Below are 23,759 nucleotides of genomic sequence, written 5' to 3' on the forward strand. Positions count from 1 at the left end.
CATGGCATTGTGATGCAAGCCTGTGACGCGATCCTGGCGCCACCAGCGAATCTGCTCAGCAGGGCCTTCGGCCCCTTCTTGCACTATCGGCGTTCCGCCGACGGCCAACTCGGTATGACTGGCGACATCGCGATTCTGACCGGCTACCCGGCCGAGCGCTTCTCGGGTGCAGAGGCGCTGACGCTGGACGACCTGATGCTGCCCGTCGATCGTAAACGCACCGACCGATTGATCGCCAATCAGCTCAAACAAGACGGCCGTTACCGCGTCCAATTCCGCATCCGCAAGGCCGATGGCACCGAGGCCTGGATCCGCGACACCGGCCAGCAGGACAATCATGAGGGCGCGTCGCAACGGGTTGGAGTGTGGGTGGACATCACCGCCGAACGCCAGGCCAGTCAGCAGGTCGCGCGCCTGCGCCAGCAGCAGGAGTTGACGACCAGCCTGTTGCAGGCGCTGACCCAAGGTGCCGATACCCATTTCCTGGTCGCCGATGGCGACGGTCAGATCCTGTTGGTGAACGCGGCCTGGCTGGCTTACGAGACCGTCAAGGGCTCCGGGCGTGGCACGGAGTCGGCCTGGCTCGAGCACAATCTCTATCAGTTGATCGCCGACATCGACGACCCGGCACTCGGGGGACAAGCCTTCGCCGAGCGTGTTCAGCGGGTGCAGGACGGTGCCGAGGACCAGGTGCAACTGGAGGTGCGGGATCCACTCGCGTGGGACACCCGCTGGTTTCTGGTCACCGCGCGACGTCTGCAGGGCGAACTGGCCGGTGTGCTGATCAGTCGCAAGGATGTGAGCGCGCTCAAGCAGGCCGAGCTGCAGGTTCTCGAACAGAGCACCTTTTTGAACAGTATTCTCGAGTCCTCGAAACACCTCGGGATCCTGGCCTTGAACAGCGAGTTCCGCGTCGCCTTATTCAACCCCGCCGCGGCCGCGCTGTTCAGCGTGCCTAAGGCCGAGGTCGTGGGGCGCCCGTTCGAGGTGTTGCAGACACGTCTGCCACTCCTGCCGCCGGGCGTGGCCGCGATCGAGACCGCCGAGGAGTCTACCTGGGAGGTCAATGGTCTGCCTCACAACGCGGACGCTGTGTTCGAGAATCAGATCACTCGAGTCCTGGCCGCGGACGGGAGCCGCTTGGGGACCCTGTTCACCACGCGCGACGTGACCGATGCCCGACTCTACACCCGTCGTATGGAGCAGCTCAACGAGGAACTCGAGTCCAAGGTCCGCGAACGTACCCGCGACCTCGAGTACAGTCGCGCCAGTCTGGAGACCGCGCAATGCATTGCCTCGGTTGGCAGTTGGGACTGGGATCTGACCACGGACGCCGTGACCTGGTCACCGAATGTCTACGATATCTTTGGGCTGGTGTCGGAGCAGTTTCTCCCCGCGCGCGACAGTCTCTACGATCTGATCCACGCGGACGACCGCGCCGAGGTCTTCGCTGCTGTCATCGGGTTGAGCCAGGAACGCCCACGCTGTGAGCTGCAATACCGCATCATCCGCGCCGACCTGCGGGAGCGGGTGGTCCGGGCCATAGCACAATTGTTCTGTGCCGCCGATGGTACCCCACAGCGGATCCTCGGTACGCTGCAAGACATCACCGACCAGGTACGGCTGATGGATGCATTGCGCGCGGCGAAGGAGGCCGCGGAGCAGGCGAGTCATGCCAAGTCCACCTTTCTGGCCAATATGAGCCATGAAATCCGCACACCGATGAACGCCATCATCGGGATGTCGGAGCTGTTGATGGAGACCAAGCTGGACCGTCAGCAGGCCAAGCTCTTGCGCTCGGTGACCACCGCTGCCAAATCACTGATGACCATTCTGAACGACATCCTGGATGTCTCGAAACTCGAGTCCGGCAAGATGGAAATCGAGCGGCTGCCGTTCAATCCGCTGGCGCTCGCTCAGGAGGTCGTGCAACTGGTTGCGGTGCATGCTCAGCGCAAAGGTCTCGATCTGCACTTACGGTTGTCGGATGATCTGCCGGCTTGCGTGCGCGGTGATCCCTCCAAGCTGCGCCAAGTGCTGCTGAATCTGCTCGGCAATGCCGTCAAATTCACCGAGCAGGGCAGCATTACCCTGGCGATCCATCCCGGACAGGATGAGTGGGTCTGGCATTTCAGCGTCATCGACACCGGCATCGGGATCAGCCAGGACCACATTGGTCGGATCTTCGAGCGTTTCTCGCAAGCGGATCAATCGACCACGCGGCGTTTCGGGGGAACGGGTCTCGGCACCGCGATCAGCAAGGCCATGATCGAGACCCTCGGGGGCTCCATCTGGGTGGACAGCGAGGAGGGCGTCGGCAGCAACTTTCAGTTTGCCGTGACGCTGCCGCCCGCTGTGGGCGAATGCGAATCGCGTGAGCAGAACAAGCGCGAGGATGGGCTCTGGACACGGCCACTGAAGATCCTGCTGGTCGAGGACAATTCGCTCAACCAGGAATTGATCACTCTCCGTCTCGGCCAACGTCGCCATGAGATCATCGTCGCCAACAATGGTCTGGAGGGCGTCGAGCAATTCCAGCGTGGGGGAATCGACCTGATCCTGATGGATGTGCATATGCCGGCGATGGATGGTCTGGAAGCGATGCGCGTGATCCGCGGCTTGGAGGCCGAACAAGGCGGTCACATTCCCATCGTGGTCCTCAGCGCCAGCATCCTCGAGGAGGATCGGGCGCGATGTATGGCGGCCGGTGCCGATGAGTTCGCCTGGAAGCCGATTGAGTTCACCGATCTCTATGACAAGATTGCCCGCTTCTTCCCCTCCTACAAGGCCGCGCCAAGACCCGAGGAATCGGCGCAACCGACGGGGATCGAGCAATTGCCCTGCACGCTGATCGACGTCCAGGCCGGCTTGGCACTCTGGCTCGATGCCGGCGTCTATCGCAAAGCATTGCTGCGTTTCGGACAGGATTACAGCGATTGCGTGGCGCGGATTCAGGCCATTGTGGATGCTGGGGATCCCGTCCAGGGCGTGGAGTTGATGCATGCCCTCAAGGGGGTGGCGGGCAACCTCGGCATCCAGCGCCTGGTGACGCTGGGCGATGCATTCGAGCAGGTGTTCAAGGCCGGCGCACGTCCCGCGCCGGCACAGATCGCGGAACTGGCGGATGCCATGCGGAGCTTCGAGACGGACTTGCAGCTGTTGACCACCGCTTGGAATGATGCAACCCAGGCACCGGACGCGCGTGCGCCAGCCGCGCCGCCCAGCAGTGACCTGTCGGCGGCGCTGACAGCGCTCGATCGGCTGCTCGCGGCGCTTGCGCAATCGGATCTGGACGATGAGGCGACCGAGATCCTGCGCGAGTTCCTTGAGCCAGAGCGCTTTCAGCCGTTGGAGGAGGCACTGGACAGCTTCGAATTGGGTCAGGCCGCCGCACTGGCCCGTGCGCTGAAGACTCATCTGACGCTGACGGAGTGAACATGCCCGATGCGCGCATCCTGATCGTCGACGACGAGCCGGCGAACCTCAACCTCCTGCGCCAGATCCTCAAGGGTGAGCATGCGTTGAGCTTCGCCAAATCGGGTGCCGACGCCCTGGCTACCGTTGCGAAGCAGCCGCCAGATCTGATCCTGCTCGATGTGATGATGCCGAACATGGATGGATATGAAGTCTGCCGGCGACTCAAGGCCGACCCGCGCTACCGCGACATTCCAGTGATCTTCTGTACTGCCAAGGCCGATGAGTCCGATGAGAGCACCGGCTTTGAGCTGGGTGCCGTGGACTACATCACCAAGCCGGTGCGCGTGGCCGTGGTGAAGGCGAGGGTCAGGACTCACCTAGCGCTGGCTCAGCAGAAGGAAGCTTTGGCGAAGGCGGCGGAGCAGCTGCACGATGAGCTGATTCAATCGCGTCTGCAAACGCTGCAGATGCTCGGGCGCGCAGCCGAGTTCAAGGACAACGAGACCGGTCTGCACGTCATTCGCATGTCGCACTACGCGCAGGCCCTGGCCAAGGCGACCGACTGGCCCGACGAGGCCGCCGATCTGCTGCTCAGTGCCGCACCCATGCACGACGTTGGCAAGATCGGCATCCCGGACGCCATCCTACGCAAGCCCGGACGGCTCGATGCTGAAGAGATGGCGATGATGCGCACCCATGCCGAGATCGGTGCCAGGATCATTGGCGCGCAGCAACCGGGTAGCCGTCTGTTCGATCTGGCCGCCAGCATTGCGCTGACTCACCACGAAAAATGGAATGGAACCGGGTATCCCCAGGGGCTGCGGGGCACGGAGATTCCGATCGAGGGACGCATCGTTGCCATCGCCGACGTGTTCGATGCCTTGACCACCCGGCGCCCCTACAAGGAGCCCTGGCCGGTCGAGCGGGCCCTCGCGCTGTTCCACGTCGAGCGCGGCGCTCACTTCGATCCCGAACTGGTGAGCGCGTTCCTCGACATCATGCCGGAGATCCTCGCAATCCGGGAGCAATGGCAGGAACACTGATGGCGAGCGGTGCCGTGACGGTCGGCGACATCCGCTGGCGCCTGAGGAGGGACACGGCCGCACAGCACCGTGCGCTCGAACATTTGGTCCCGGTGATGCGCCCGAACCTAACCCTGGGTGACTATCGTGACTGGCTCTGGCGGCTGCTGGGCTTCTACCAGCCGCTTGAGGCGTGCCTTGGCGAGCAGGCCGTGCGCCTGCTCCCTGACTGGCCGCGGCGGGTGAAATCCGACTGGCTGCTCGCCGACCTCCGCCACCTCGGGCTGGTGGCGCGGGACCTGGAGACGACCGCGGCGCGGTGCCCCGCGCTGCCGGCGTTTCGGGACGACGCCGGCACCCTCGGTGTGATCTATGTGCTGGAGGGGGCAACGCTTGGCGGACAGGTGATCCACCGCCACCTGCATCAGCGTCTCGGCGTGGGCCCCTCGTCAGGCGGTCGCTTCTACGCCGGCTACGGCACGCGCAGCGGTGAACGCTGGCAGGCCTTTCAAACCGTGCTCCGAGCTCAAGTCGTCAGTGAGTCGGAGATGGCAACCGCTGTTACCGCGGCCACCGCGACCTTTCGGTGCTTCAGTGACTGGATCAGCGCCTGATGGGGTGATGAGGCACCCCTCAATAGAGTTCCGGCCGCCTGTCTTGGTGGTAGTTCGTGCTTTCGGGATGCGTCGGACCGAAGTCACCTGGCACACAGTCAACGAGTAGGAGCGTGGGCTCGTTCCTCGCCGCGACCAGGAGTTCGCCGTGAGGTGAGGCAACCACGCTGTTGCCGAGATAGCGTCCGACCAGTTCGCCGTCCAGTGTTTCACCGAGACAGCGGTTGCAATAGGCGACGAAGCAGTGATTCATCCAAGCGTTCGCGGGAATGATCAGCTTCGAGACATCAGGGTAGGGGGGCGAGGTCCATTTGCCCGTCGAGAGCTTGGTCGACTCGTCCGCCGCGGTCGGGATGACGACCAATCGTGCGCCTGCAAGCGCGAGCTGACGGGTCAGTTCAGGAAATTCTGCTTCGTAGCAGTTCAGGAGACCAATTGGAAAGCCGTTCACCTCGTGAACGGTAAAGGCCGGACCCTCTTCCGGCTCGCGGTATCCCGCGCTCCAAATCAGTTTCTCATCCGGACCCCACAGATGCGTCTTGCGATAATTCTTCAGCAGGGTGCCATCCGGTCCGAACAGGGCGATGGCATCGTAATAATGGATTTCACCGGCCACGCGTGCCCGTTCGGGGTAGGGACAGATGATGCCGACGCGTTGCTCGGCAGCGATCGCGGCGACCTCTTGCAAGGGCGCGGCGGTCGTGTCCATGGCGAGCGCGTGCAGTCGATCGGGTGGGACGGCGTAGCCACTGAGGTAAAGTTCGGGGAAGGCGACCAGTTGGGCCTCATGGGCGCATGCTAGGGCGGTGCTCGCAGCGAGTTGGCGCAGGTTATCGCGGATCGCCTCGGGAGTCCCGGCTGATCCGGTCGCTTGAACGATGGCGAGACGGATTCCCTCTCCAAAGGCAGGGGCGGTCGTTTTGATGTGGGTTGTGATGATCATGATGGACTCGGATCCGTTTTCGCCATGGGGGTTGCGACCGTCACGCCCGATCAATGCAAGAGCAATTTGCGGCCAAAGGGTTGTGTCGGTGAGTCGATGCCCTCGGGCACCGCCCAAATCACGGGCCAGTGTGGCCGAAAGCGTGTCGGTCCGTCCAGATCCGTGAGGACCACCCCGATATCGGGCCCATGACGGTCGGCCTCCTCCAGCAGTGGCGTGAAATCCGTTCCACCCCCACCCTCGAACGCGATCTTGCGCAGGTCCGAGCGCCCAGGCTCGAAGTGTGCGACACGCTGTACTTGGCGGTCGCCGATGACCAGCACGAGTGCCGCCTCCAGGCGCCGGGTGATCGCCTCGATCTCGCTGGCGAAACGCTCCATCAGAGGATCCTCGATCGAACCTGAGACATCCACAATCACCACCAGACGCGGGACCGCCTTCGCCGCGCTGATACCGGGCTCCCAAGGCATGCGGACCCGGCGCTCGACAGTGCCGGGGCGGCGTCCCCCGATGCGTCCCTGGTTGGCAAGGTACGACCGCGAGGGGCGCGACCAGGAGAGGTCTGGCTGTAACGACAGGCCCCGAGCCAGGAGCGTTCGCAGGCTCTGCTCCCAGGGTGTGCGCACCCGTGGGCGATCAGCTATCAGGGTGCGCAACATCGAGTGGACACCGTCACCGGCGTGGGCGCGCAGGATGCGCTCGCTCCATTCACGTGCCTGCTCGGCCTCGAGTTCCGGATGGGCGCTCTCGTCCGGTTGAGGAAAGAGATCGACCGGGGTCTCGGCGCCCATGGCCCTGACCCGCGCGGACATGGGTCCGTCCTCACGGGTTTGGGTGTGCCTGCTGGTGTCGCTCGGCGTTTCGTCGCGCTGACCATCCTCACCGGGACGGCGATCGCCGCGTCCACCTTCCCGTCGGCGGCGGCTCGACTCGCGCTGGCTGCTCGTGGCGGGTTGTCGGTCGTCGATCGCTCGGTAGAGTCGCTCGACGTCCCACTCGAGCAAGGCTTGCTCTACCCCTTGGGTGATGCCGAGGGTGCTCAGCAGGAGTTGTTCGAGGTGCACCGCGGATAAGGGCAGTTGCAACCAGCTGAGATGACTGAGCGTGCTGTTGACGATGGCGTCGGCACAGACATTGAAAAGTTCCAGATCGACGTCGCCGAGGAGCTGGCGCAGTTCCAAGTAGCGCTGCGGATGGCGCAGGGCGATGTGGAGCACCTCGTGTGCGACGAGACCGGTTTGGGCCGCGATGGGTAGGCGTTCAAAGTCGGCTGCGTAGAAAATGGTCGCCCCGTCGGTCGCGATCAGTCCAGGGTTGATTTCCGCGGGAAGGTCTTGGTGCTTGACCCAGAGTGCCAGCCCGCCGGTGGAGGGCGCGAACTCGACCATGCGCTGGATCGCCCGCGTGCCGCGGTGCGCATAGGGATCAGATGCGGCAGGCATGGTCGGTCTCACTCGGTTTGGGAGACTGATGCTCAATCATCGCGGTGGCGCTGTTTGACGTAATCCTGATAGGCCGGACTGTCGAGAACGGTCGCTTCCAACCCCTGTTCGAGCGCCCGTTGCAACATAAGCTCCATCGCCAGTGTCTGGGATTCACGAATCGGGAGGGGGACGTCACTCGCGATGTCTGGAAATTGCGCGACGATCTCGAGTGCACGCCCGAGCGAGGTCGCATCGCTGCAGGCGGCAAGCAGCCCGTAGACCATGCCATAGAGACCATCGAGCGTGGTCGGTAACAAGGCGGCGGTTTCCTCCCCGGGGCGGCTGGCGAGCAGCCGCATGACATCGGCGCCGGCTTGAATCTCGCGTAGCACCCCGAAGAATTCAGCCGCGTTCGCGGCGCCGATCCGTCCCTGGACGAAGACCCGTTTGGCGTTCTCTGACAGCCCGGATTTGAGCACGTTTGAAATATCCTCCCAGCCGCGCGGGCTCGCGCCGATCAGATGGTCGTTGGCGAGTTGCGATTGGGTGTCATCGAGTTTGTCTGGTCTGATCTTGAGGTAGGCCAGGATCTCGGGCGCGAAATCCATCGCCAGCGCATGCGCTAGGAAGGCATCGATCACGGTTTGGACATTGAAATGGAACATGCGATCGGCGAGTGCCGTGCCCATGTCGTGACAGACCGCCCCATGATAGCTGGCATTGCCGGCGGCAATCACCTGCCAGCCATCGGGCAGCCGATAGTGTCCGACCCGACGATCGAGGATCAGTGAGTAGGCTGAGATCTGGAGCCGTTGATCGGCCGCGGTCAGTTCATCGAGAAAAAGAATGCCATTGGGTTGCTCTGGCGAGGGCAGAAATTCCGGTGGAAACCAGACCGTTTTCGCCAGGGTGTCGTCGGCATAGATGGCCCCCCGGATATCCACCGGTTCGATCGTGGTCAGACGCAGATCCACCAATGGGACCTCGAAGTGATCCGCGACCTGGCGCACGATCGAGGATTTTCCCACCCCGCGCGTGCCCCAGAGCATGGAGGCACGACGTCTGAGCGTTGGATTGGCGTACTGCTCGATCAAGGCCGCCTTGGCGGCAGCGATCGAGACCGGCGGGATGTTCATCGGGTTGCCTAGCATCGTGGGATGGATCTCTGTGAGGTGGTGCGCCGGTGTTCAGGGGCCGGCATGACGGGCTCCGTGGGCCTCCGCGGACGGCGTGAGCGTCCTCCTGCGTGCCCTGCTACCCTCGAGCCAGAACCGCTGCGCGGGGCGAATCAGGACACGGTCTCCGTCCCGGACGCCCCAAGGTGCGGCGCCGTACCGCCCAATGGGTGCTTGGGCGCGCGCCAGGCCTCGGCGGCTAGGGGTTTGGGGAAGGGGGGGATCTCGATTCGCGGCATCTCGCGCATTGAGAAGAACAGAATCATCAACAGGGGCGGCGAGTGGAAGATCAGCATCCGGATGAGCGAGTCATCCGACAGTTCCAGGAACTGCACCGCCGGCGCGCCCAGGATCAATCCCACCCCGATCAACAGGGGAATGGCGCGCCGAAAGACGACATTCCAGCGTGCCAGGGTGAGCCGCTCATGATACCGAGACGGCGGCTGCGCGAGTGTCTCGGCCAGATGCTCGACCGTCCGGGTCAGCTTGACCTCCGCATCACGACTGCGATCCGGCTCGTTGCCGCGCAGCCGCACGGTGCTCCGCCAGCCTTGTTTCATCCGCGCGAGTCGACGCCAGTCCCATCCGATGACGGCGAGCATGTCCTCGGGGAGCACGATCTCATCACCCTCCGCGGCGTCCAGATGCAGATCTGCGGGCATGCCGCGTCCGGTTTGAACCTTCATCGTCAAGGTCAGGCCATCAACCTGTGCCGCGCCCTGCAACATGATCAGTCGCGTTGGCGTCGCGGCATCGATCGGAGCACCGGAGGCCGCCTCCAAACGATAACTGCGCGCGATGACCCAGTTTGATTGAGCACGAAACTGGCGGTGTGGATCAATGGCTTCGATCTTGGTGAGGAGCACCTCGGGGGTCGACCCCTCGCCGACCAGGGTAGCGACCAGTCCGCTGGGGTGAGCCAGTGAGCGCGTCAAGCGGTAGCGGTCCTCGCGTGGCTGCTCCAGCAAGAGGGTGTCGCGCAGGATCGGTGCCGAGGGATGCGGGGCAGCGTGCTCAATGGGCTTAAACGCGAGGCGGCGCTCCATCCGCTCACTCGCCGCGAGATCGACATGCCGGCCGCGACGCGTGAATGGCTCCACCAGCGTCATGATTTCATGGTGGGTCAAGGGTTGTGCGGTCATGATGCGCCCTCGCTGGCAAGGCGGTGGTTGGAGGCTGGGGTGACCACCGCAAACATGTGGGTGCTGAATCGGTCAGCCCCAACTCTACAGCCTGCAACCCTGTGTGCAACAGCGTTCAGAATCCGGTTATCCAAGGTGAGGACCTTGCCGAGGGCTGGGCGCTCTCGGCGGTAGTGGGTTAGAGCGCAGCGCGTCGACTGATCACCGGGCCAACACCTGGGCGCTGGAAAACGAAAGGTCGAATGGCGCATGCGCCAGCCGTTCACTTGCGTCCTCCCGCTGCACTCGCTACCCTGATTTCAGTGAGAGATTCAAATGGTTGACACCCGTCGGTGGCGAACGAGGCGGCGCGGTGACCCATCAGGGCGCAATCTTTCGCCCGTTCGCGCTATTCTCTTCGTTCAGCGAGGTATCATGCCCCGATTACTCCCGCTCCCGCGACATCTTGCCCACTGTCTCCTGCTCCTCCTGATCGGCTCCCCCCTCGGCACGATCGCCGAGGATGTGCCACCGACCGCACCCCTGTTGCCGCCTGCGCCGGCGCCCTTCGCGCATCCACTCGAAACGCGTGAATATGCCGCGCTGCAATCACTCGAGGCCTTGGACAAGGCGCTCAGCAGTCAAGAGCGGCAGGTCAATGAGATTCAACGGCGCCTGATTGCCGCAGAAGATGATGTAACGCGACAAGCGCTCGCGGATGATCTGCGGGAATCCAGGGAGCAGCTTGCCGATCAGCGATTGCAGTTCGAGCGGTTTGCGCTCGAGATCGATCTGCGCCCCTTCATGGGCGTGACCGAACAACCGTTCGACTGGCAAGAGGAGCTGAGCAAGCTGCTCAAGCCGATCCTCGCGGAACTCGAGAGCGCAACGGCGGAGTCGCGAGAGATCGGCAACCTGCGCGCCGAGCTGAAACAAGTCAGAGAACGGAAAGAACTGGCGGAGCAGGCAGTGGCACGCCTAGAGCGCTTGCTCGGGGAGGCCCCTTCCGAGGCGTTGCGCCTGCGTCTTGAAGAGCGCCTGGAGTACTGGCAACGCATCGCAAGAGATAGCGCAAACAACTACACCGCGCTCGACCTGCAACTCCAGAATCGCCTCGAACAGCGACAGTCGGTCTTGGATGAAACCACGGCCTATGCCCGGAACTTCTTTCAGACCCGGGGCATGAATCTGGTGCTTGCGGTCACTGCATTCAGTGTCGTGTTCTTTGGGGTGCGCGCCATCTCATCGCTGGTATCCCGCTTGCTGGTGTCGAGAGCGACTGATCAGGCCGCCGGCGCGCGTTTCAGTGGCCGTCTGACGACCTTGTTGCTCCATGTGTTCAGCGTCCTCGGTGGGCTGATCGCCATGATGCTGGTGTTCAACATGGCCGGCGATTGGTTCATGCTCGGCATCATCATTATCTTCCTGATCGGAATCGGTTGGGCCAGTATCAAGACCTTGCCCAGTCAGATTGAAACCGTGAAGCTGGTGTTGAACATTGGCACCGTGCGCGAGGGTGAGCGCCTAGAGTTCAACGGGGTGCCCTACCATGTGGAGGTCCTCGGCTTCAGTGTGCGCCTGGTCAATCCAAGACTCGACGGGGGGGTTCAAGAACTGCCAGTGAAGGCGCTGGTCGGTCTTCATTCCCGTCCGCACGGTGCCGAGGAGGCTTGGTTTCCAACCTATCGCGGTGATTGGATCGAACTGGCGGATGGTCGGATCGGCCAGGTCGTGCGGCAGAGCCCGAGCGCGGTCCACCTGGGCGAACTCGGTGGCGCGGATGTCGTCTACCCAACCGCCGTGTTCGTGGGCCTGTGTCCGCGGCGTCTCTCCGAACGATTCCGACTCGTCTCGCGCTTCGCGATCGACTACCAACACCAGGCGCTCGCGGCTAGCGAGATCCCAGCGCGAATGCAAGAGCGCCTGGTCGAGAAGTTGCCCGAGGTGGTTGCATCCGATCGGATTCAGGCGATCCGAGTGCATTTGGAATCGGTTGCCGACGCCTCGATCAACTATCTGATCCATGTGGATCTGAAGGGCGACGCCGTTCCAGACAGCCCCAGGATCAAGGATGCTATTCAGCGTCTGCTCATGGGTGTCTGTCACGAGCATGCCTGGCGGCTGCCCGCCACCCCGATTCATCTCCTGCGGGACTCGGACTGAGGGCGCCTGCTCAAGCGGGGTCACTTCTCTAGCACGGGAGATGTCCGCGACGCGCGCGGATCAGATCATGCCGCTGGCGGCCTCTGACAAAAGCCCTGCGCGGGGACAGCAAGGGCGGCATTGAACCGACTCGACATGTTTTGATAGGAAATGACCGCGGTGAGTTCGATGATGGCATCGTCATCGAAATGATCTTTGAGTCGTGCGAAGAGCGCGTCGTCGACCCCGCGATCCGAGTTGGTCATGGCCTCGGCATAAGCCAGTGCCGCCTTGACACGGTCGTCGAACAGCGCGGATTCCGCAGCCTGGTCCAGTGCGCTGAGTTGTGCCTCCGTGACCCCTTGCCGCAATCCGCTTGCCCCGTTGATATCGACACAGAACGCGCACCAGGTGAGCTGGGAGACACGGACCCGCAGCAGGGATCGCAGTGCCGGCTCGATCGGCGAGCGCCGGCGCTCGAGCGCGGCGTAGAGGAATGACAGGGCCGCGAAGACCCTCGGGGTGCGACCCCAAAGGCGCGCGGGCTCCAGTTCGCATCCGTAGCGACGACGCTGATTGGCCAGAAAGATCCGGACATACCAAGGGAATCGGTGCGCGGTATCGGTCATGACGCGCTGTGGTGGATGTTGATTCATCGCGGGTACTGAGCCTCCGGTCAGGCCTGCATCAGTGAACGCACGGTCAAGGGGATTCACCTGGACAGGACCGTCGCGTCATGGATCAGCCCATCATAGGCGGTGATCATGCCCATGACGAGCGCGCGGAGAATCCGCCAGCCATCCATCTCATCCATTGATCAACCCTCGCGCCTGCCGACTGCCGTCCACCTCGGCCCGCCCCCCGGCGATGATCTCGCGATCTTCTTTCCACAGGCTCAATCTGTGAGCCACCCCCCATGCTACAACGGCTCATCGATCGCAGTGTCGATCTGTGATCAGGCTGTTCTCGAACGCTTCCTCAGCGCTTGCGGGTCATGAGTCCGACCTGCATGCAAGACCATGCCCCGCGGTGCCGGATCTGATCCGGGTCCCCGAACAACGGCAAGGTTTGCGCATTCGCGCCAGAGAGCGGTTGGCCGTTCATGGAGGTCCTGGAGATGCTCTACGCCACACGTTTGTCCGCTGATGGTCCGCTGGCCAAGACATTCGAGGCGCACGCCGTGGATGTCCTGCGGGCCGCCTTGTCACTTTTCGTCGAGCACTCCAGCCATCCGAGCCCCCTTGGCGAGGCGTGGATGCGGTTCTTTCGTATCCCCCCCGAGCGTTGGCCAGTCTTGCGCCTGAATCTGATTGCGGGGGCCTTGTTGAAAGATATCGGCAAGGCCAGCGTGAGCCATCAAGAGGCCGTGCTCCATGGGCGGGCGAGCGCGACACCCCTGCGTCATGAGCAGATCAGTGCCTTGATCCTGTCCCGACCGGCGTTTCGTGATTGGCTGGCGATGAATCCGCTGTTGCGGCCGGATTGCCTCATCAGTGCAATCGCCGCGCATCGCCTGAAACCCTTGAATCTGAGCAGGACGGGGCGATGCGACGCACAGGAGACAGCTCATGGTGTGCGCGAGCCGGGTTGCTTGGTTGTGGGGCGCCCGGAGACCTTGCGCAATTTTTTCGACTACGTCTCGAATTATCTCGATTTGCCCAAGGCACCAACCGTTCCGACGCTCTGGACCTGGGACCATCGGCGCGGCACTGACCTGAATCAGGCTGTTGCCGCACTGGAGAAGACGATCCTGAAGACCCCAACCGAGTGCGAGCCCATCCTCTCGGCGCTCACGATGGCCCTGATCGCCGCCGATACGGTTGCGGCATGTTTGCCGCGTGACCAACTCGAGGTCGAGTCCTGGCTCGCCGAGACCTTCCACCACGCACCCGCGCACGTGGCGCGGCCTGACCGGTCACGCTGGCATGCCGCCGGGTGCGCGGTTCGCGAGGCGCCGCGTTCGCCGATGGCGCCAGGGACACCAGGGCCGGTCGTGCGATCCTCCGCGGCTACGGGTCGGGCCACGCGAGCGCTTTTGCTCGAGTCCAACCGTGCGCAACGCACGCAGGAGATCGCACGCTGGGTGCAGGATCGGCTCGGCGGCAGGTCAGCACGGCGGGTTTGGTTTCTCGAGCCGATCGTCATGAATGATGTGCAAGGAGGGGCCGACCTGCTACTCGAGACATCGCCACTGGGCGCGGACGCGGCGTGCTCTGGGTCCCAAGCGGCCGATCGTCTGCTTGGTCTCTTCGCAAATCCCGCGGATCATCCGTCCGAGCGTCATGAGGCGTATCAGGCCCGTCTCTTCGCACTGCGGCTCTGGGGGCGGCACGCGATCACCACCTCGCTGGATCAGGTGCTTGGGCTGCTCGAGCGGGACTACCGCAGTGCCTGCCTGCTGCCGCTGCTGGTCGACAGCATCCTCGTCGTCGGGGTCGAAGGGCTTGATCAGCGTCGTTTCCTCAGCCTGACGCGCTTCCTCGACACCTTTGATCTGCCCTTGCTCGCGGTGGCATCGCATCTCTCGACAGAGCGTGTCGAGCGCCTCGTGGCGGCGGGTTTGGCGGTTGTTCCACGCGCATCCCGGGCCCGCCGCGCCGATTGGCGCCAGACGCGCCGGCCCCGTTATCGCATCGCGGCGGTTGCCGATGCGGGTGCGGCGAAGGAACTCGCCGAGAGGGCGCTGAGGCGCCGTGCACGCGTGCTCTGGGTCGTCAATGACGTCGAGCGCTGTCAGGCCCTGGCGGAACAGCTGCAAGCCCATGACCCAGTCTGCTACCACAGTCGCTTCCGAGGCGCGGATCGGGAACGACGCGCCGCTGAAATGATCCGGTGGTGCGCGAGTGATCGGGGGCCGCTGCTGCTGCTCGCCAGTCCCCTGTGCGAGATCAGTCTGGATCTCGATGTGGATGTTTTGATCAGTGAGGAGACACGGCTCGACGCACTGATTCGCCGCATGGCACATTGCCGTCGAACCGGCGGGGCGACATCGTCCCTCGGCGAGGTGTTCGTCTATCCCATCGCCGACCCCCGGATCGTTGCCTCATGCCGGCAACTCCTCGACACCGCCGGGCGGACTCGGGTCTTGAGTCGTGCCGACCTCGAGGTGCAACTCGCGCGGGAGGCATGGGAGTTGACGTCGGCTCATCCGGCGGCACCGCCGCATCGATTCCAATGGCAACGCCAGCGCGACGCGTGCGCCTGGAAACGGACGGGGCTGGCTTCTGGGGGCGAGGAGGACAGCGTCTTGTCGGTGCTCGATCAGGATGTCACCCGTTGGCGGCCGGGACGGGAAGATCTCCTCGTCCCGGTTCCACGCGCCCTGACCCGCCCCGACGACCGCTTGCCCAGTCATTTACGCTTGGCGCCCGCGAGTCATTATTGCGCCCGACTGGGATTCCGTCGCAGTCCGCCAGAAGCTGTCGCGCGCCAAATCGTCTCTGGCGGCAGCGTCACTGCCGAGAGTCGCGTCACGTCGCTGCGCTGAGGCTCGCGTTGCGAACGCACCAACCGACGTCCGGAGCACGGCGCTCGGAGACATCACCGGAGCACTGGCAAATCCGGCAGGCGAGGCGGGCCTGCTCAGGTCTCGTTCTGATCTGTCTCAGGCGCATCAGTCGCGGACGACTCAGGGCGGTGTTGCGTGCGTCCTGAGGCGATGAACTGCCGGTAGACCAGCCAGCCCGCGAGGGCCATGAAACCGAAGAACTCGATCCCTTTCAATAGATTCGCATCCATCATATGGGACTCCGATGATAAGGTTCACGGCTGCCGCAACCGTCCGAGGAGGAACCGCGCGGGTCGGTTGAATGCGCGCTCGGGAGGCGGGAGGGCAGCATAGCGTTTGCACAGGCGCTAGCGACAGGGGGTAAGCGTGGGGCTGGTGGTCTCCTCGCGCTTGCCCGTCGGTTCATAGGGCCGCACGGTCTCCTGCTCATTGGCCGTATTGCGCGCCACGATGGCCAGGGCCGGTTCGGTGTTGCTCAGATTGCGGGGCTGGTGTGGGACATCGGCGGGAATATAGATGAAATCACCCGCATGATTGACCTGGGTGTGACGAAGCTGTTCGCCATAGCGCGTTTCCACGTCACCTTGAAGCAGATAAATAGCGGTTTCGAAACCGAGATGCAGGTGCGGTTCGGCTTGGCCTCCAGGGGGGATGACCACCAGATTCATCGAAATCCCCAGAGACCCTGCAGTCAATTCGGAGATCCCGACGAAATTCGGAAGCCGCTGGAGCGTCTCCGCCGGAACAGTCGGTCGGACCGTCACGATATCTGAACTCATGATCGCATCGCTCCAGGTTGGGTGATGGTGTCAGTCCAATACCACGAGCGTGGCGGTCTGACGGTCCGACTTCAACTCTGGGTGCTCTGGAATCACCGGCGAATCCGCTGGGGGCGTTGGGCCGGGCCAGACACCGTGCGTGCGATTCCGGTCTGGTTGTTTGGCTGCCCGGGGGCGTCGCTCGAGCACCTCATCGGGGCCGAGCGCCAGCGCAATGGGTTCAGCGGATATCCTTCGGTTGGTCCTGGCGCAGATAGGCCTCTTCCTCCGGGGACAGGTCCACATCGTCGAACCCATTGATCATGGGCATCAGATGTTCACGAAACGAATGACCGATCGTGAGCATGTAGACATGGATCAGCACGAAGGCCAGGATCAGAAAGGCCGCGGCGGTGTGGATCATAGCGACGCCTTGCAGCCAGGTGGTCGCATTGGGGAGATCCCGCCAAGCAAAATAGAACAAGTAGGCCAAGCCCGTGATCCAGATGGCAGGAAACAGGACGATCTTGAGCATGAGGTAGGCGAGTGCCTGGAGCGGATTGTGCTTGCGCCAATAGGCCTTGCGATAGGGGTGGCGTTCTCCCTTGAAGATGCCGTAACCGTAGAAACGCATGACCGCCCACATCCCGGAGAGCGATGGGATGAAATGTCGCCAAGTGCGAGTCGTGAACAACCAAAAGACACTGAAGGCCCAGAGCAGGAGTAGCGCGAGAGCGGCTGAGGTGTGCAGGGTGACGGCGTCCTCGAACGAGAAGAGGTCATGGAAACCGTGGACCCCGAAGCCGGTGATCAACAGCAGCACGATCAAGAGCATCTGAGACCAATGCCAGAAGCGTTCGAAGAGGCTGAAGATTTTGACGCGATAGGTGGTGGTCATCCGTGGTGCCCCCCGTTGGACCCGTGAGTGGGCGAAAAGAAACGGACGAGCCCATGAATGAGAATACCGCCGAGCGTGCCCGCGATCAGTAATATCCCGATGAGGTCGATCCAGCGATTGCGGTCGCGGCCGGGAATATAGACCCCCGCGACCGTCGCGAGACGGCTGTCATGAGGCGTATGGCAGTCGCCACAGCCGAGCGCCTGTTCCTTCGGCACCACCATGTGTGTGATGGGCCACCAGGAAATGGTTTCGATGAAGCCAAACTCGCCCGAGTAGTCCAAGCCAAAATCGGCCATCCCCTTCTCGATGGCGGCCGCCATGTCATAGTTGCCCCAATAGGCGGCCTCGGTTTCGCCCCAGAGATGGGTATAGACCAAGGTGCCGTTGACTTGATCGAAGGGTTGCCAGGTCCGCATGCGTTTGAAGGGCCAGATGCGCGCGCGCGGGTCGTCTCGAGAACCAGAGAAGCCATTGATTTCGATCGATTCGGCTGCGGGATCAAAGCGCGTGTCGATGGTCGTGTAGCGCATCTGGCCGTCGAACCAGCCGTACTCGGGCGGGATGTTCTCGTCGAAGCGGAAATCGCCCTTGATCGATTTGTAGGTGTAGCGGTGATCACCGTTACCCTGGATGTAGCCTGCTTCGTGATAGCCCTCACCGTCGCGGGTGCGACCGGCGGTTCGCCAGTCCCATTCAGTAACCGTCGCGACGCCACCCCGGGCAAGCTCTGGAATATGGCAGGTCTGGCAGGCAATACTCTGCACGTGATCGTTCAGCTTGAAATTCGCGAGTGAATCAACTGGGTGTGGACTGAGTCCGTGGCAGGATTCACAGCTTGTGACATCGCGGCGCTGACCGGGCTTGCCGGGACCCTCGGTATCCTTCGCGATCACCTGATAGCGACTGCCGGCCCAGACATGTCGGTTGGTGATGTGGCAGGCGGTGCAGGCAAAGTTTAGCCCGTCGACACCCATGTGGACGTCGAGCGAGCGGGGAGGGGCCGTGAGAGCCGAGGAAAGGTCGCCGTGTTTCACGTTATCGCCGCCGCCACCGAAGAAATGACAGGCACCACAGTTGGCGCGCTGGGGCACGGTGACGCTTTGCGCGACCAGCGCAAGATCAATGGGCTGCTTGCCTTCGAACATCACGGCGCAGGCTTCGCCCCCCGAGCTATTGGGGACCTTGTAGTAGGTTCCGGTTGACTCGTGACACACCAGGCAATCGATGTTGGTCTCATCCGTGAAATCGAACTGCTCATCCTTCCAACCATAGCCCGCGTGACACTGCGCGCACATGCCCTCGTTGCCCCGGGCATTCGTACAAAAATTATTGATGAGGTGGCGTTTCCCGAGCTGTTGTCCGGTCTCCTCGTTGACATAGGACCAGGTCCAATGGACGTTCTTCATGAAGTGCGTGCCCGCCTCGGTATGACAGCTTAGACAGGCCACCGTCACCTCAGGCCCTGATGCAAACGGCCCTTGTAGGACATCGAATTTCGAGTGGTCGGCGGTGCCACCCCGCAGGGGTCCGGACACCTGTGGGGTCGGTTCGTCGGCAGCGGGAGGCGTCGGCCATTGGTCGCGCGCATATGAGGTCCCTGCGCCGATGAGCACGAGGCAGCAGGCGAGGGCCATGACGAGGATGATGGGGCGCATGAGGTTGCTCCGCGGTCGAGCTGGGCCACGCAAGGCCTACGTGGAGGTGCGGACATGCGATACCGCTGGCTGCCCACCTGTTGTCAGACCAGCGCAGTCTAGTGGAGAGTCCGCACTGTTTCTCTGACGACGCGCAATATCCGAGCACGTCGAGCGCGCTTGCCCGGTTCGCACATTCGTGCGGGGGCAACGACGTGTGAATGTCATGTCGGGTTCCCCCTGCTGGTGCAGGTGATCCCACGATGCCCCAATCTGGCGCGCTTCTTTCGAGTCTCTGGACGCCCTGCTAGACTGCCAGAGTGTCAGGTCAGTCTTGAAGCACGAGCCGACCTCTTGCTAGGTTGTCAACACCAGGATGCTGGACACAATGCAAACGCAGGATTCGATCGAGGTCTTTCTGGACGCACTCTTGAGCATGGATCGCGTCGTCGCGCGGCGGATGCTCGTTGATCTGAATCCGGAGGCGGCGTTGATCGATATCGTCGAGCCTCTGGTCGTCCCCGCATTGGAGCGCATCGGTGTGCTCTGGGAACAGGGCGAGGTCTCACTCTCGCAGGTCTACATGAGCGGGCGCATCTGCGAGGAAATCATCGATGAGCTGCTGCCGGCATGCGATCTGCGCCGCATTGATCAGCCGGCGATGGCCATCGCGGTCTTGGATGACCATCACTTCCTTGGTAAACGGATGGTGTGCTCGGTGCTTCGGGCGAGTGGCTACGAACTGAAGGATTACGGCGCCGTCGATGGTCGGACCCTGGTGGAGCGAGTCATGCGCGACCAGATCCGGATCCTGCTCATTTCGACCTTGATGCTGCCCTCGGCGCTGCGTGTGCGAGCGGTGAAGGACGCGCTGGAACGTATGGGTTGCCGTCCCTTGATCGTCGTCGGGGGGGCCCCCTTCCGCTTTGACGCCGAGTTGTGGCGTGAGGTGGGGGCCGACGCGATGGCGGGTACGGCCGCCGAGGGGATCTCGATCGTGCGTGCCTTGATCGAGCGGCTGACCGCGAGGAGCGACTGATGCGCGTCCCCATGACCTCCCTGGAACGCGTGCTGACGACGCTCTCACAGCGCGAGCCCGATCGTGTCCCGCTGTTCTTGTTGTTGACCATGCACGGGGCGCGGGAGCTGGGTCTCTCGATCGAAAGCTATTTCTCGCGACCCGAATACGTCGTGGAAGGCCAGCTGCGCTTGCGCGGAAAATATCGCAATGACTGTTTCTACCCCTTTTTTCACGCGGCGATCGAGCTGGAGGCGTGGGGCGGGGAGGTGCTCTACACCGAGGATGGTCCACCGAATGCGGGTCCGCCAATCATCACGGACCCGAAGCAGATCTTGGCGTTGACGCCGCCACGGGTGAGTGATTCACCCGGCTTGCTGAAGGTCTTGGAGGCCATTCGCGGGCTCAAGGATCGCGGTGGCGATGAGGTGCCGATCATCGCCGTGGTGATGTCTCCATTCTCGCTTCCGATCATGCAACTGGGCTTCAACGCCTATTTCGACCTGATGTTCGAGCGACCTGAGCTGTTCGCTCGTCTGCTGGCGTTGAATCAAGCCTTTTGCCGGGATTGGGCCAATGCGCAATTGGCGGCAGGCGCCACCGCGATCTGCTATTTCGATCCCATGTCCTCACCGACGATCGTTACGCCGGGCGAATTCCGCAAGAGTGCTTTGCCCATCGCGAGGCAGACCATCGCCGGGATCAAGGGGCCGGTTGCCATGCATTTCGCATCGGGCCGGTGTGAGGCGATCTTCGATGATCTGCCCCAAACCGGCGCGGCCGTGATCGGGGTCAGTGTGCTCGATGATCTCGCGGCGCTCAAACAGCGTGCTGCCGGTCGGCTGACGCTGCTCGGGAATCTGAACGGGATCGCAATGCGACGCTGGACTACCGCGCAGGCCGAGGCCGAGGTCAAGGCCGCGATCGCGGCCGCGGGATCCGGCGGTGGCTTTATTCTCTCGGACAACCACGGTGAGATCCCCTATCAGGTCCCGGACGAGACCTTGCTGGTGATCGCCGATGCGGTGCAACGCTGGGGCACCTATCCGCTTAAGGTAGGGGATGCGCCGCTGGACCCCGCGAGCCATTCGTGAACGACAAGCTGTGTTTAGGGGTTTGTGCTCATTTTCGGCGGGACATCGAATCCGCGCTGGAGTCGCTTGGTGAGGAGGATATTCGGATTCACTCCTTCACCCCTTCCTGCACATTGCATCCGGGGCGTTGTGCGCATGCGCGGATGCCGAGCACCGTGCCCGACGGCTGTGATGGGTTTCTGAACCTGCTCGGCAGTGAGCCGGATCAGCGCCCTGGTGGGCGGGGCCAGATCGCGCATCCGCAGCACTGCATTCATCTCCTCGCGGGCGCCGATCTGCTGGAAGAGGCGACCCGCGCCGGTGCCTATCTGGTCACGGCGGGTTGGCTGAGGTCGTGGCGCGCGCATCTACGCGCGCTCGGGTTTGATCAGGACCGGGCGCGCCTCTTCTTCCAGGAGTGCGCGCGCGAGTTGCTGCTGCTCGATACGGGAACGGATCCCGAGGCGCACGAGGCACTGCATGCCTTCGCGGATGTTCTCGATCTCCCCCGCCGTATCCAATACGTGGGCCTCGACGTCGTGCGCCTCCGACTCGAGCTGATGATCCAGCGTTGGCGCAATGAGCGGAACCAGGGCCGCTTGCGTGCGGTGTTGGCGCAAACGAACCACAAGGTTGCCGATTACGCGATGGCTTTCGATCTGCTGGTGCGCTTGTCGCATCTCAGTGATGAAGAGACCACCGTCAACGCCATTCATGAATTGTTTACCATGCTGTTTGGTTGCACCAATCTGGTCTATGCATGGGTCACCGAAAACCGAGTGGAACGCGTGCTCGGTGACGCGCTTCCGCAGGATCAGGTCCATCTGCAGCAGGTACTGGACGAGATGGAGGTCGGGGACCTCGTTCTGCCCGCGGGCACCGGATTCTATGTGCGGATCGATCACCAGCGGGTGACCTCGGGACTGCTGTGGGTCCGTGAACTGCCCTTTCCAGGCTATCGGGACCAGTACATGAACCTGAGCGCGGCCATTGCGCGACTCTGTGGACTGGCGATCTCAAACGCGCGGACCTTCGCGGTGTTGCAGAAGACCGAGCGGAGTCTCCGCCAAGAGCGTGACCGCAATGTTCACCTCCTGCAGCAGGTGCGTATCCTCGCGGATACGGATCCCCTCACCAATCTCTACAATCGTCGCCGTTTTTCGACGTTGGCGGAGGCGGCATTCCATGAGGCCAAGCAGCACGGGTTCGTGGTTTCTGTGATCATGCTTGATCTTGATCATTTCAAACGCGTGAACGACACCCATGGCCATGCGGTCGGCGATCAAGTACTCGTCGAGTTTGCCCGGCGCTTACGCGACCTGTCGATTCCTGGGATCTTGGCGCGCTATGGCGGCGAGGAGTTCATCGCGCTGTGCCCGCGCACGGATGCCGAGGCCGCCGCACGGCTGGCCGCGCGGATGCTTCAGGCCTTGGCCGAGCGACCGATCGAGACGACCGCCGGACCCCTGACGATGACGGCGAGCCTCGGGGTCGCCAGGCTTGCTGATGAGGTGCGGACGCTTGATGCACTGATCCATCGAGCCGACATAGCCATGTATCTCGCCAAATCGGCGGGACGCGCTCGCGTGGCAGTCTATGCCGCGGGTGAGGAGAGAGAAGGCGTCTGAGCTCGGGATCGCTCAGCCGTGGTGATCCGTACAGGACGCCATGGTGCGGGTCGATCCTGAATTGGGCCCACGCGACTCGGGGCTGAACGATGTGGCCCTGAGATGATCAGAGACTCTGTGTGCGACTGAGGGAGACGACCGAAATGATGAAGAAACGTGACCTGATTCCCGGCCTCTTACTGCTGTCATCCCCATGGCTTAGCACGGCCCTTGCCGACACCACTCCAGCGTCCGCGACACCTTCGGCGTTGCCGCCGGTGACCCATCCCGCCGACAATCCAGGTACGCCCGAAAAGATTGCGCTTGGGCATCAGCTCTTCGTCGATCCGCGCCTGTCCGCGAGCGGTGAGATGTCCTGCCAAGGCTGTCACTACCATCACCTGGGATGGACGGACGGCAAGGTGCTGTCTCCGAAAGACAACGGGGAATTGAACACGCGCCACACCCCAACCTTGTACAACGTTGGGTATCAAACGGCCTGGTACTGGGATGGTCGCGCGACCAGCCTCGAGGGGCAGATCCTGGCGGCTTGGCGGGCGCAAATCAATGCTGACCCGGAGGTGGTGACCGAGCGCATCAATGCGGCTCCTGAGTATGTCGAGCAGTTCCAGGAGGTGTTCGGCACGTCGGCGACGCCGGAGACGGTCGTGCAGGCGTTAGCGGCTTATCTGCGGACCAAGAACAGCGACGATTCGCCTTGGGATCGTTATGAACGGGGTCAGAGCGATGCGGTGAGCGCCGATGCGATCGCCGGGTACGACCTCTTTGTTGGCAAGGCCGGGTGCGCGGCCTGTCATGCACCGCCCTATTATGGGAACAGCACCTTCTTCAATATCGGTTTGGAATACGGTAAGGCCGATCCTGATCCGGGTCGCTTCAATGTCACGCAGGACGAGGCCGACCGCGGTGCCTTCAAGACCCCAACGCTGCGTTCCGTGGCGCTCAGTGCCCCCTATTTCCACGATGGCAGCCGTGCGACCCTGGTTGAGGCGGTCACCTACATGGCCAGCGGCGGTGGGCAGGATCCGCAACAATCCGAACTCTTGGTCGATCGCGGTTTGAGTGACGTCGAGATTGCGCAACTCGTTGCCTTCCTCGAATCCTTGACGAGCGAAGAACCCTGGGAGGCGCCCGCGATTCCCGAGTGATGGTTCAGGGTCGGGCGTCATCCAGCGGATGGTCGCATGGGTGAGGTCAGCGCCCCGGATCGATCAGCGTATCGGGGCATGTCCAGCCAATTCCCGGCCGATGTCCCGACAACCCGGATTGGCTGCTCGCGCACGCGGGTGGCCAGTCGTCAGACGCGTCTGTCCTGGGCTGCATGCCCAGGGCAGACGTCTGTCATCCTGGGACCGGACCACCTCAGTGACGCGGATCGGCC

The 23,759-nt window shown here is 62.9% G+C and carries 18 protein-coding genes; 9 read left to right on the plus strand and 9 right to left on the minus strand.

Annotated elements, in window-relative coordinates; translation table 11 throughout:
- The first annotated feature begins 12 nt into the window (after positions 1-12).
- From CKO25_RS17335 to CKO25_RS17345, 3 genes are read left to right on the plus strand one after another with little or no spacing between them, the layout of a single operon-like run.
- Positions 13-3,435 (plus strand): PAS domain-containing hybrid sensor histidine kinase/response regulator, encoded by a 3,423-nt coding sequence (locus tag CKO25_RS17335; protein WP_200389207.1) that lies wholly within the window; start codon positions 13-15, stop codon positions 3,433-3,435.
- 2 nt (positions 3,436-3,437) lie between these two features.
- Positions 3,438-4,460, plus strand: coding sequence for an HD domain-containing phosphohydrolase (locus CKO25_RS17340; protein ID WP_200389208.1), 1,023 nt, complete (start codon positions 3,438-3,440; stop codon positions 4,458-4,460).
- The gene (locus CKO25_RS17345) at positions 4,445-5,053 is read left to right on the plus strand and encodes a biliverdin-producing heme oxygenase (protein ID WP_200389209.1); all 609 of its coding nucleotides are present in this window, start codon (positions 4,445-4,447) and stop codon (positions 5,051-5,053) included. Before CKO25_RS17340 ends, CKO25_RS17345 begins: the two co-directional genes overlap by 16 nt.
- A gap of 19 nt (positions 5,054-5,072) precedes the next feature.
- Here CKO25_RS17345 and CKO25_RS17350 read toward each other — a convergent pair whose 3' ends face one another.
- From CKO25_RS17350 to CKO25_RS17365, 4 genes are all read right to left on the minus strand, one after another.
- Positions 5,073-5,996 carry a carbon-nitrogen hydrolase family protein gene (locus CKO25_RS17350; RefSeq protein ID WP_200389210.1) on the minus strand — a complete coding sequence of 308 codons (924 nt, stop codon included), beginning with the start codon at positions 5,994-5,996 and terminating at the stop codon, positions 5,073-5,075.
- A 50-nt stretch (positions 5,997-6,046) separates the two neighbouring features.
- A complete protein-coding gene (locus tag CKO25_RS17355) occupies positions 6,047-7,438 on the minus strand; it encodes a vWA domain-containing protein (protein ID WP_200389211.1) in 1,392 nt (463 codons plus the stop codon).
- A gap of 32 nt (positions 7,439-7,470) precedes the next feature.
- Positions 7,471-8,571: an AAA family ATPase gene (locus CKO25_RS17360; protein ID WP_200389212.1), complete on the minus strand. Its 1,101-nt coding sequence runs from the start codon at positions 8,569-8,571 to the stop codon at positions 7,471-7,473.
- Between the two features lie 137 nt (positions 8,572-8,708).
- Complete coding sequence (locus CKO25_RS17365; RefSeq protein ID WP_200389213.1) at positions 8,709-9,737, minus strand: hypothetical protein; 1,029 nt, start codon at positions 9,735-9,737, stop codon at positions 8,709-8,711.
- 414 nt (positions 9,738-10,151) lie between these two features.
- On the opposite strand from CKO25_RS17365, the gene CKO25_RS17370 reads away from it, so the two are divergent.
- Entirely contained in the window at positions 10,152-11,879 is a 1,728-nt protein-coding gene (locus CKO25_RS17370; RefSeq protein ID WP_200389214.1) for a hypothetical protein, read from the plus strand.
- A 65-nt stretch (positions 11,880-11,944) separates the two neighbouring features.
- On the opposite strand, the gene CKO25_RS17375 is transcribed toward CKO25_RS17370, so the two are convergent.
- Positions 11,945-12,514, minus strand: coding sequence for a carboxymuconolactone decarboxylase family protein (locus tag CKO25_RS17375; RefSeq protein ID WP_242467700.1), 570 nt, complete (start codon positions 12,512-12,514; stop codon positions 11,945-11,947).
- Between the two features lie 461 nt (positions 12,515-12,975).
- Between CKO25_RS17375 and CKO25_RS17380 the strand changes: the two genes are divergently transcribed.
- Entirely contained in the window at positions 12,976-15,345 is a 2,370-nt protein-coding gene (locus CKO25_RS17380) for a hypothetical protein (RefSeq protein ID WP_200389215.1), read from the plus strand.
- Positions 15,346-15,440: 95 nt separating this feature from the next.
- Here the strand turns inward: CKO25_RS17380 and CKO25_RS17385 are convergent, their stop codons facing one another.
- From CKO25_RS17385 to CKO25_RS17400, 4 genes are all read right to left on the minus strand, one after another.
- Positions 15,441-15,599, minus strand: a complete 159-nt coding sequence (locus CKO25_RS17385) for a hypothetical protein (RefSeq protein ID WP_200389216.1) — start codon at positions 15,597-15,599, stop codon at positions 15,441-15,443.
- 114 nt (positions 15,600-15,713) lie between these two features.
- On the minus strand, positions 15,714-16,145 hold the full coding sequence (locus CKO25_RS17390) for a cupin domain-containing protein (RefSeq protein WP_200389217.1): 432 nt from the start codon (positions 16,143-16,145) through the stop codon (positions 15,714-15,716).
- 220 nt (positions 16,146-16,365) lie between these two features.
- Positions 16,366-17,022, minus strand: coding sequence for a cytochrome b/b6 domain-containing protein (locus CKO25_RS17395; protein ID WP_200389218.1), 657 nt, complete (start codon positions 17,020-17,022; stop codon positions 16,366-16,368).
- Positions 17,019-18,680, minus strand: coding sequence for a tetrathionate reductase family octaheme c-type cytochrome (locus CKO25_RS17400; RefSeq protein WP_200389219.1), 1,662 nt, complete (start codon positions 18,678-18,680; stop codon positions 17,019-17,021). Before CKO25_RS17400 ends, CKO25_RS17395 begins: the two co-directional genes overlap by 4 nt.
- A gap of 367 nt (positions 18,681-19,047) precedes the next feature.
- Between CKO25_RS17400 and CKO25_RS17405 the strand changes: the two genes are divergently transcribed.
- From CKO25_RS17405 to CKO25_RS17420, 4 genes are all read left to right on the plus strand, one after another.
- Positions 19,048-19,698 carry a cobalamin B12-binding domain-containing protein gene (locus CKO25_RS17405; protein ID WP_200389220.1) on the plus strand — a complete coding sequence of 217 codons (651 nt, stop codon included), beginning with the start codon at positions 19,048-19,050 and terminating at the stop codon, positions 19,696-19,698.
- Positions 19,698-20,771: a uroporphyrinogen decarboxylase family protein gene (locus tag CKO25_RS17410; RefSeq protein ID WP_200389221.1), complete on the plus strand. Its 1,074-nt coding sequence runs from the start codon at positions 19,698-19,700 to the stop codon at positions 20,769-20,771. The genes CKO25_RS17405 and CKO25_RS17410 overlap by 1 nt, the downstream gene beginning before the upstream one ends.
- Positions 20,768-22,378 carry a diguanylate cyclase gene (locus CKO25_RS21835; protein ID WP_200389222.1) on the plus strand — a complete coding sequence of 537 codons (1,611 nt, stop codon included), beginning with the start codon at positions 20,768-20,770 and terminating at the stop codon, positions 22,376-22,378. Before CKO25_RS17410 ends, CKO25_RS21835 begins: the two co-directional genes overlap by 4 nt.
- 143 nt (positions 22,379-22,521) lie before the next feature.
- Positions 22,522-23,526: a cytochrome-c peroxidase gene (locus CKO25_RS17420; protein WP_200389223.1), complete on the plus strand. Its 1,005-nt coding sequence runs from the start codon at positions 22,522-22,524 to the stop codon at positions 23,524-23,526.
- Positions 23,527-23,759 lie beyond the last annotated feature (233 nt).

The sequence above is a fragment of the Thiocapsa imhoffii genome, assembly GCF_016583985.1.
In the GTDB taxonomy this organism is placed as follows: Bacteria; Pseudomonadota; Gammaproteobacteria; order Chromatiales; family Chromatiaceae; genus Thiocapsa; species Thiocapsa imhoffii.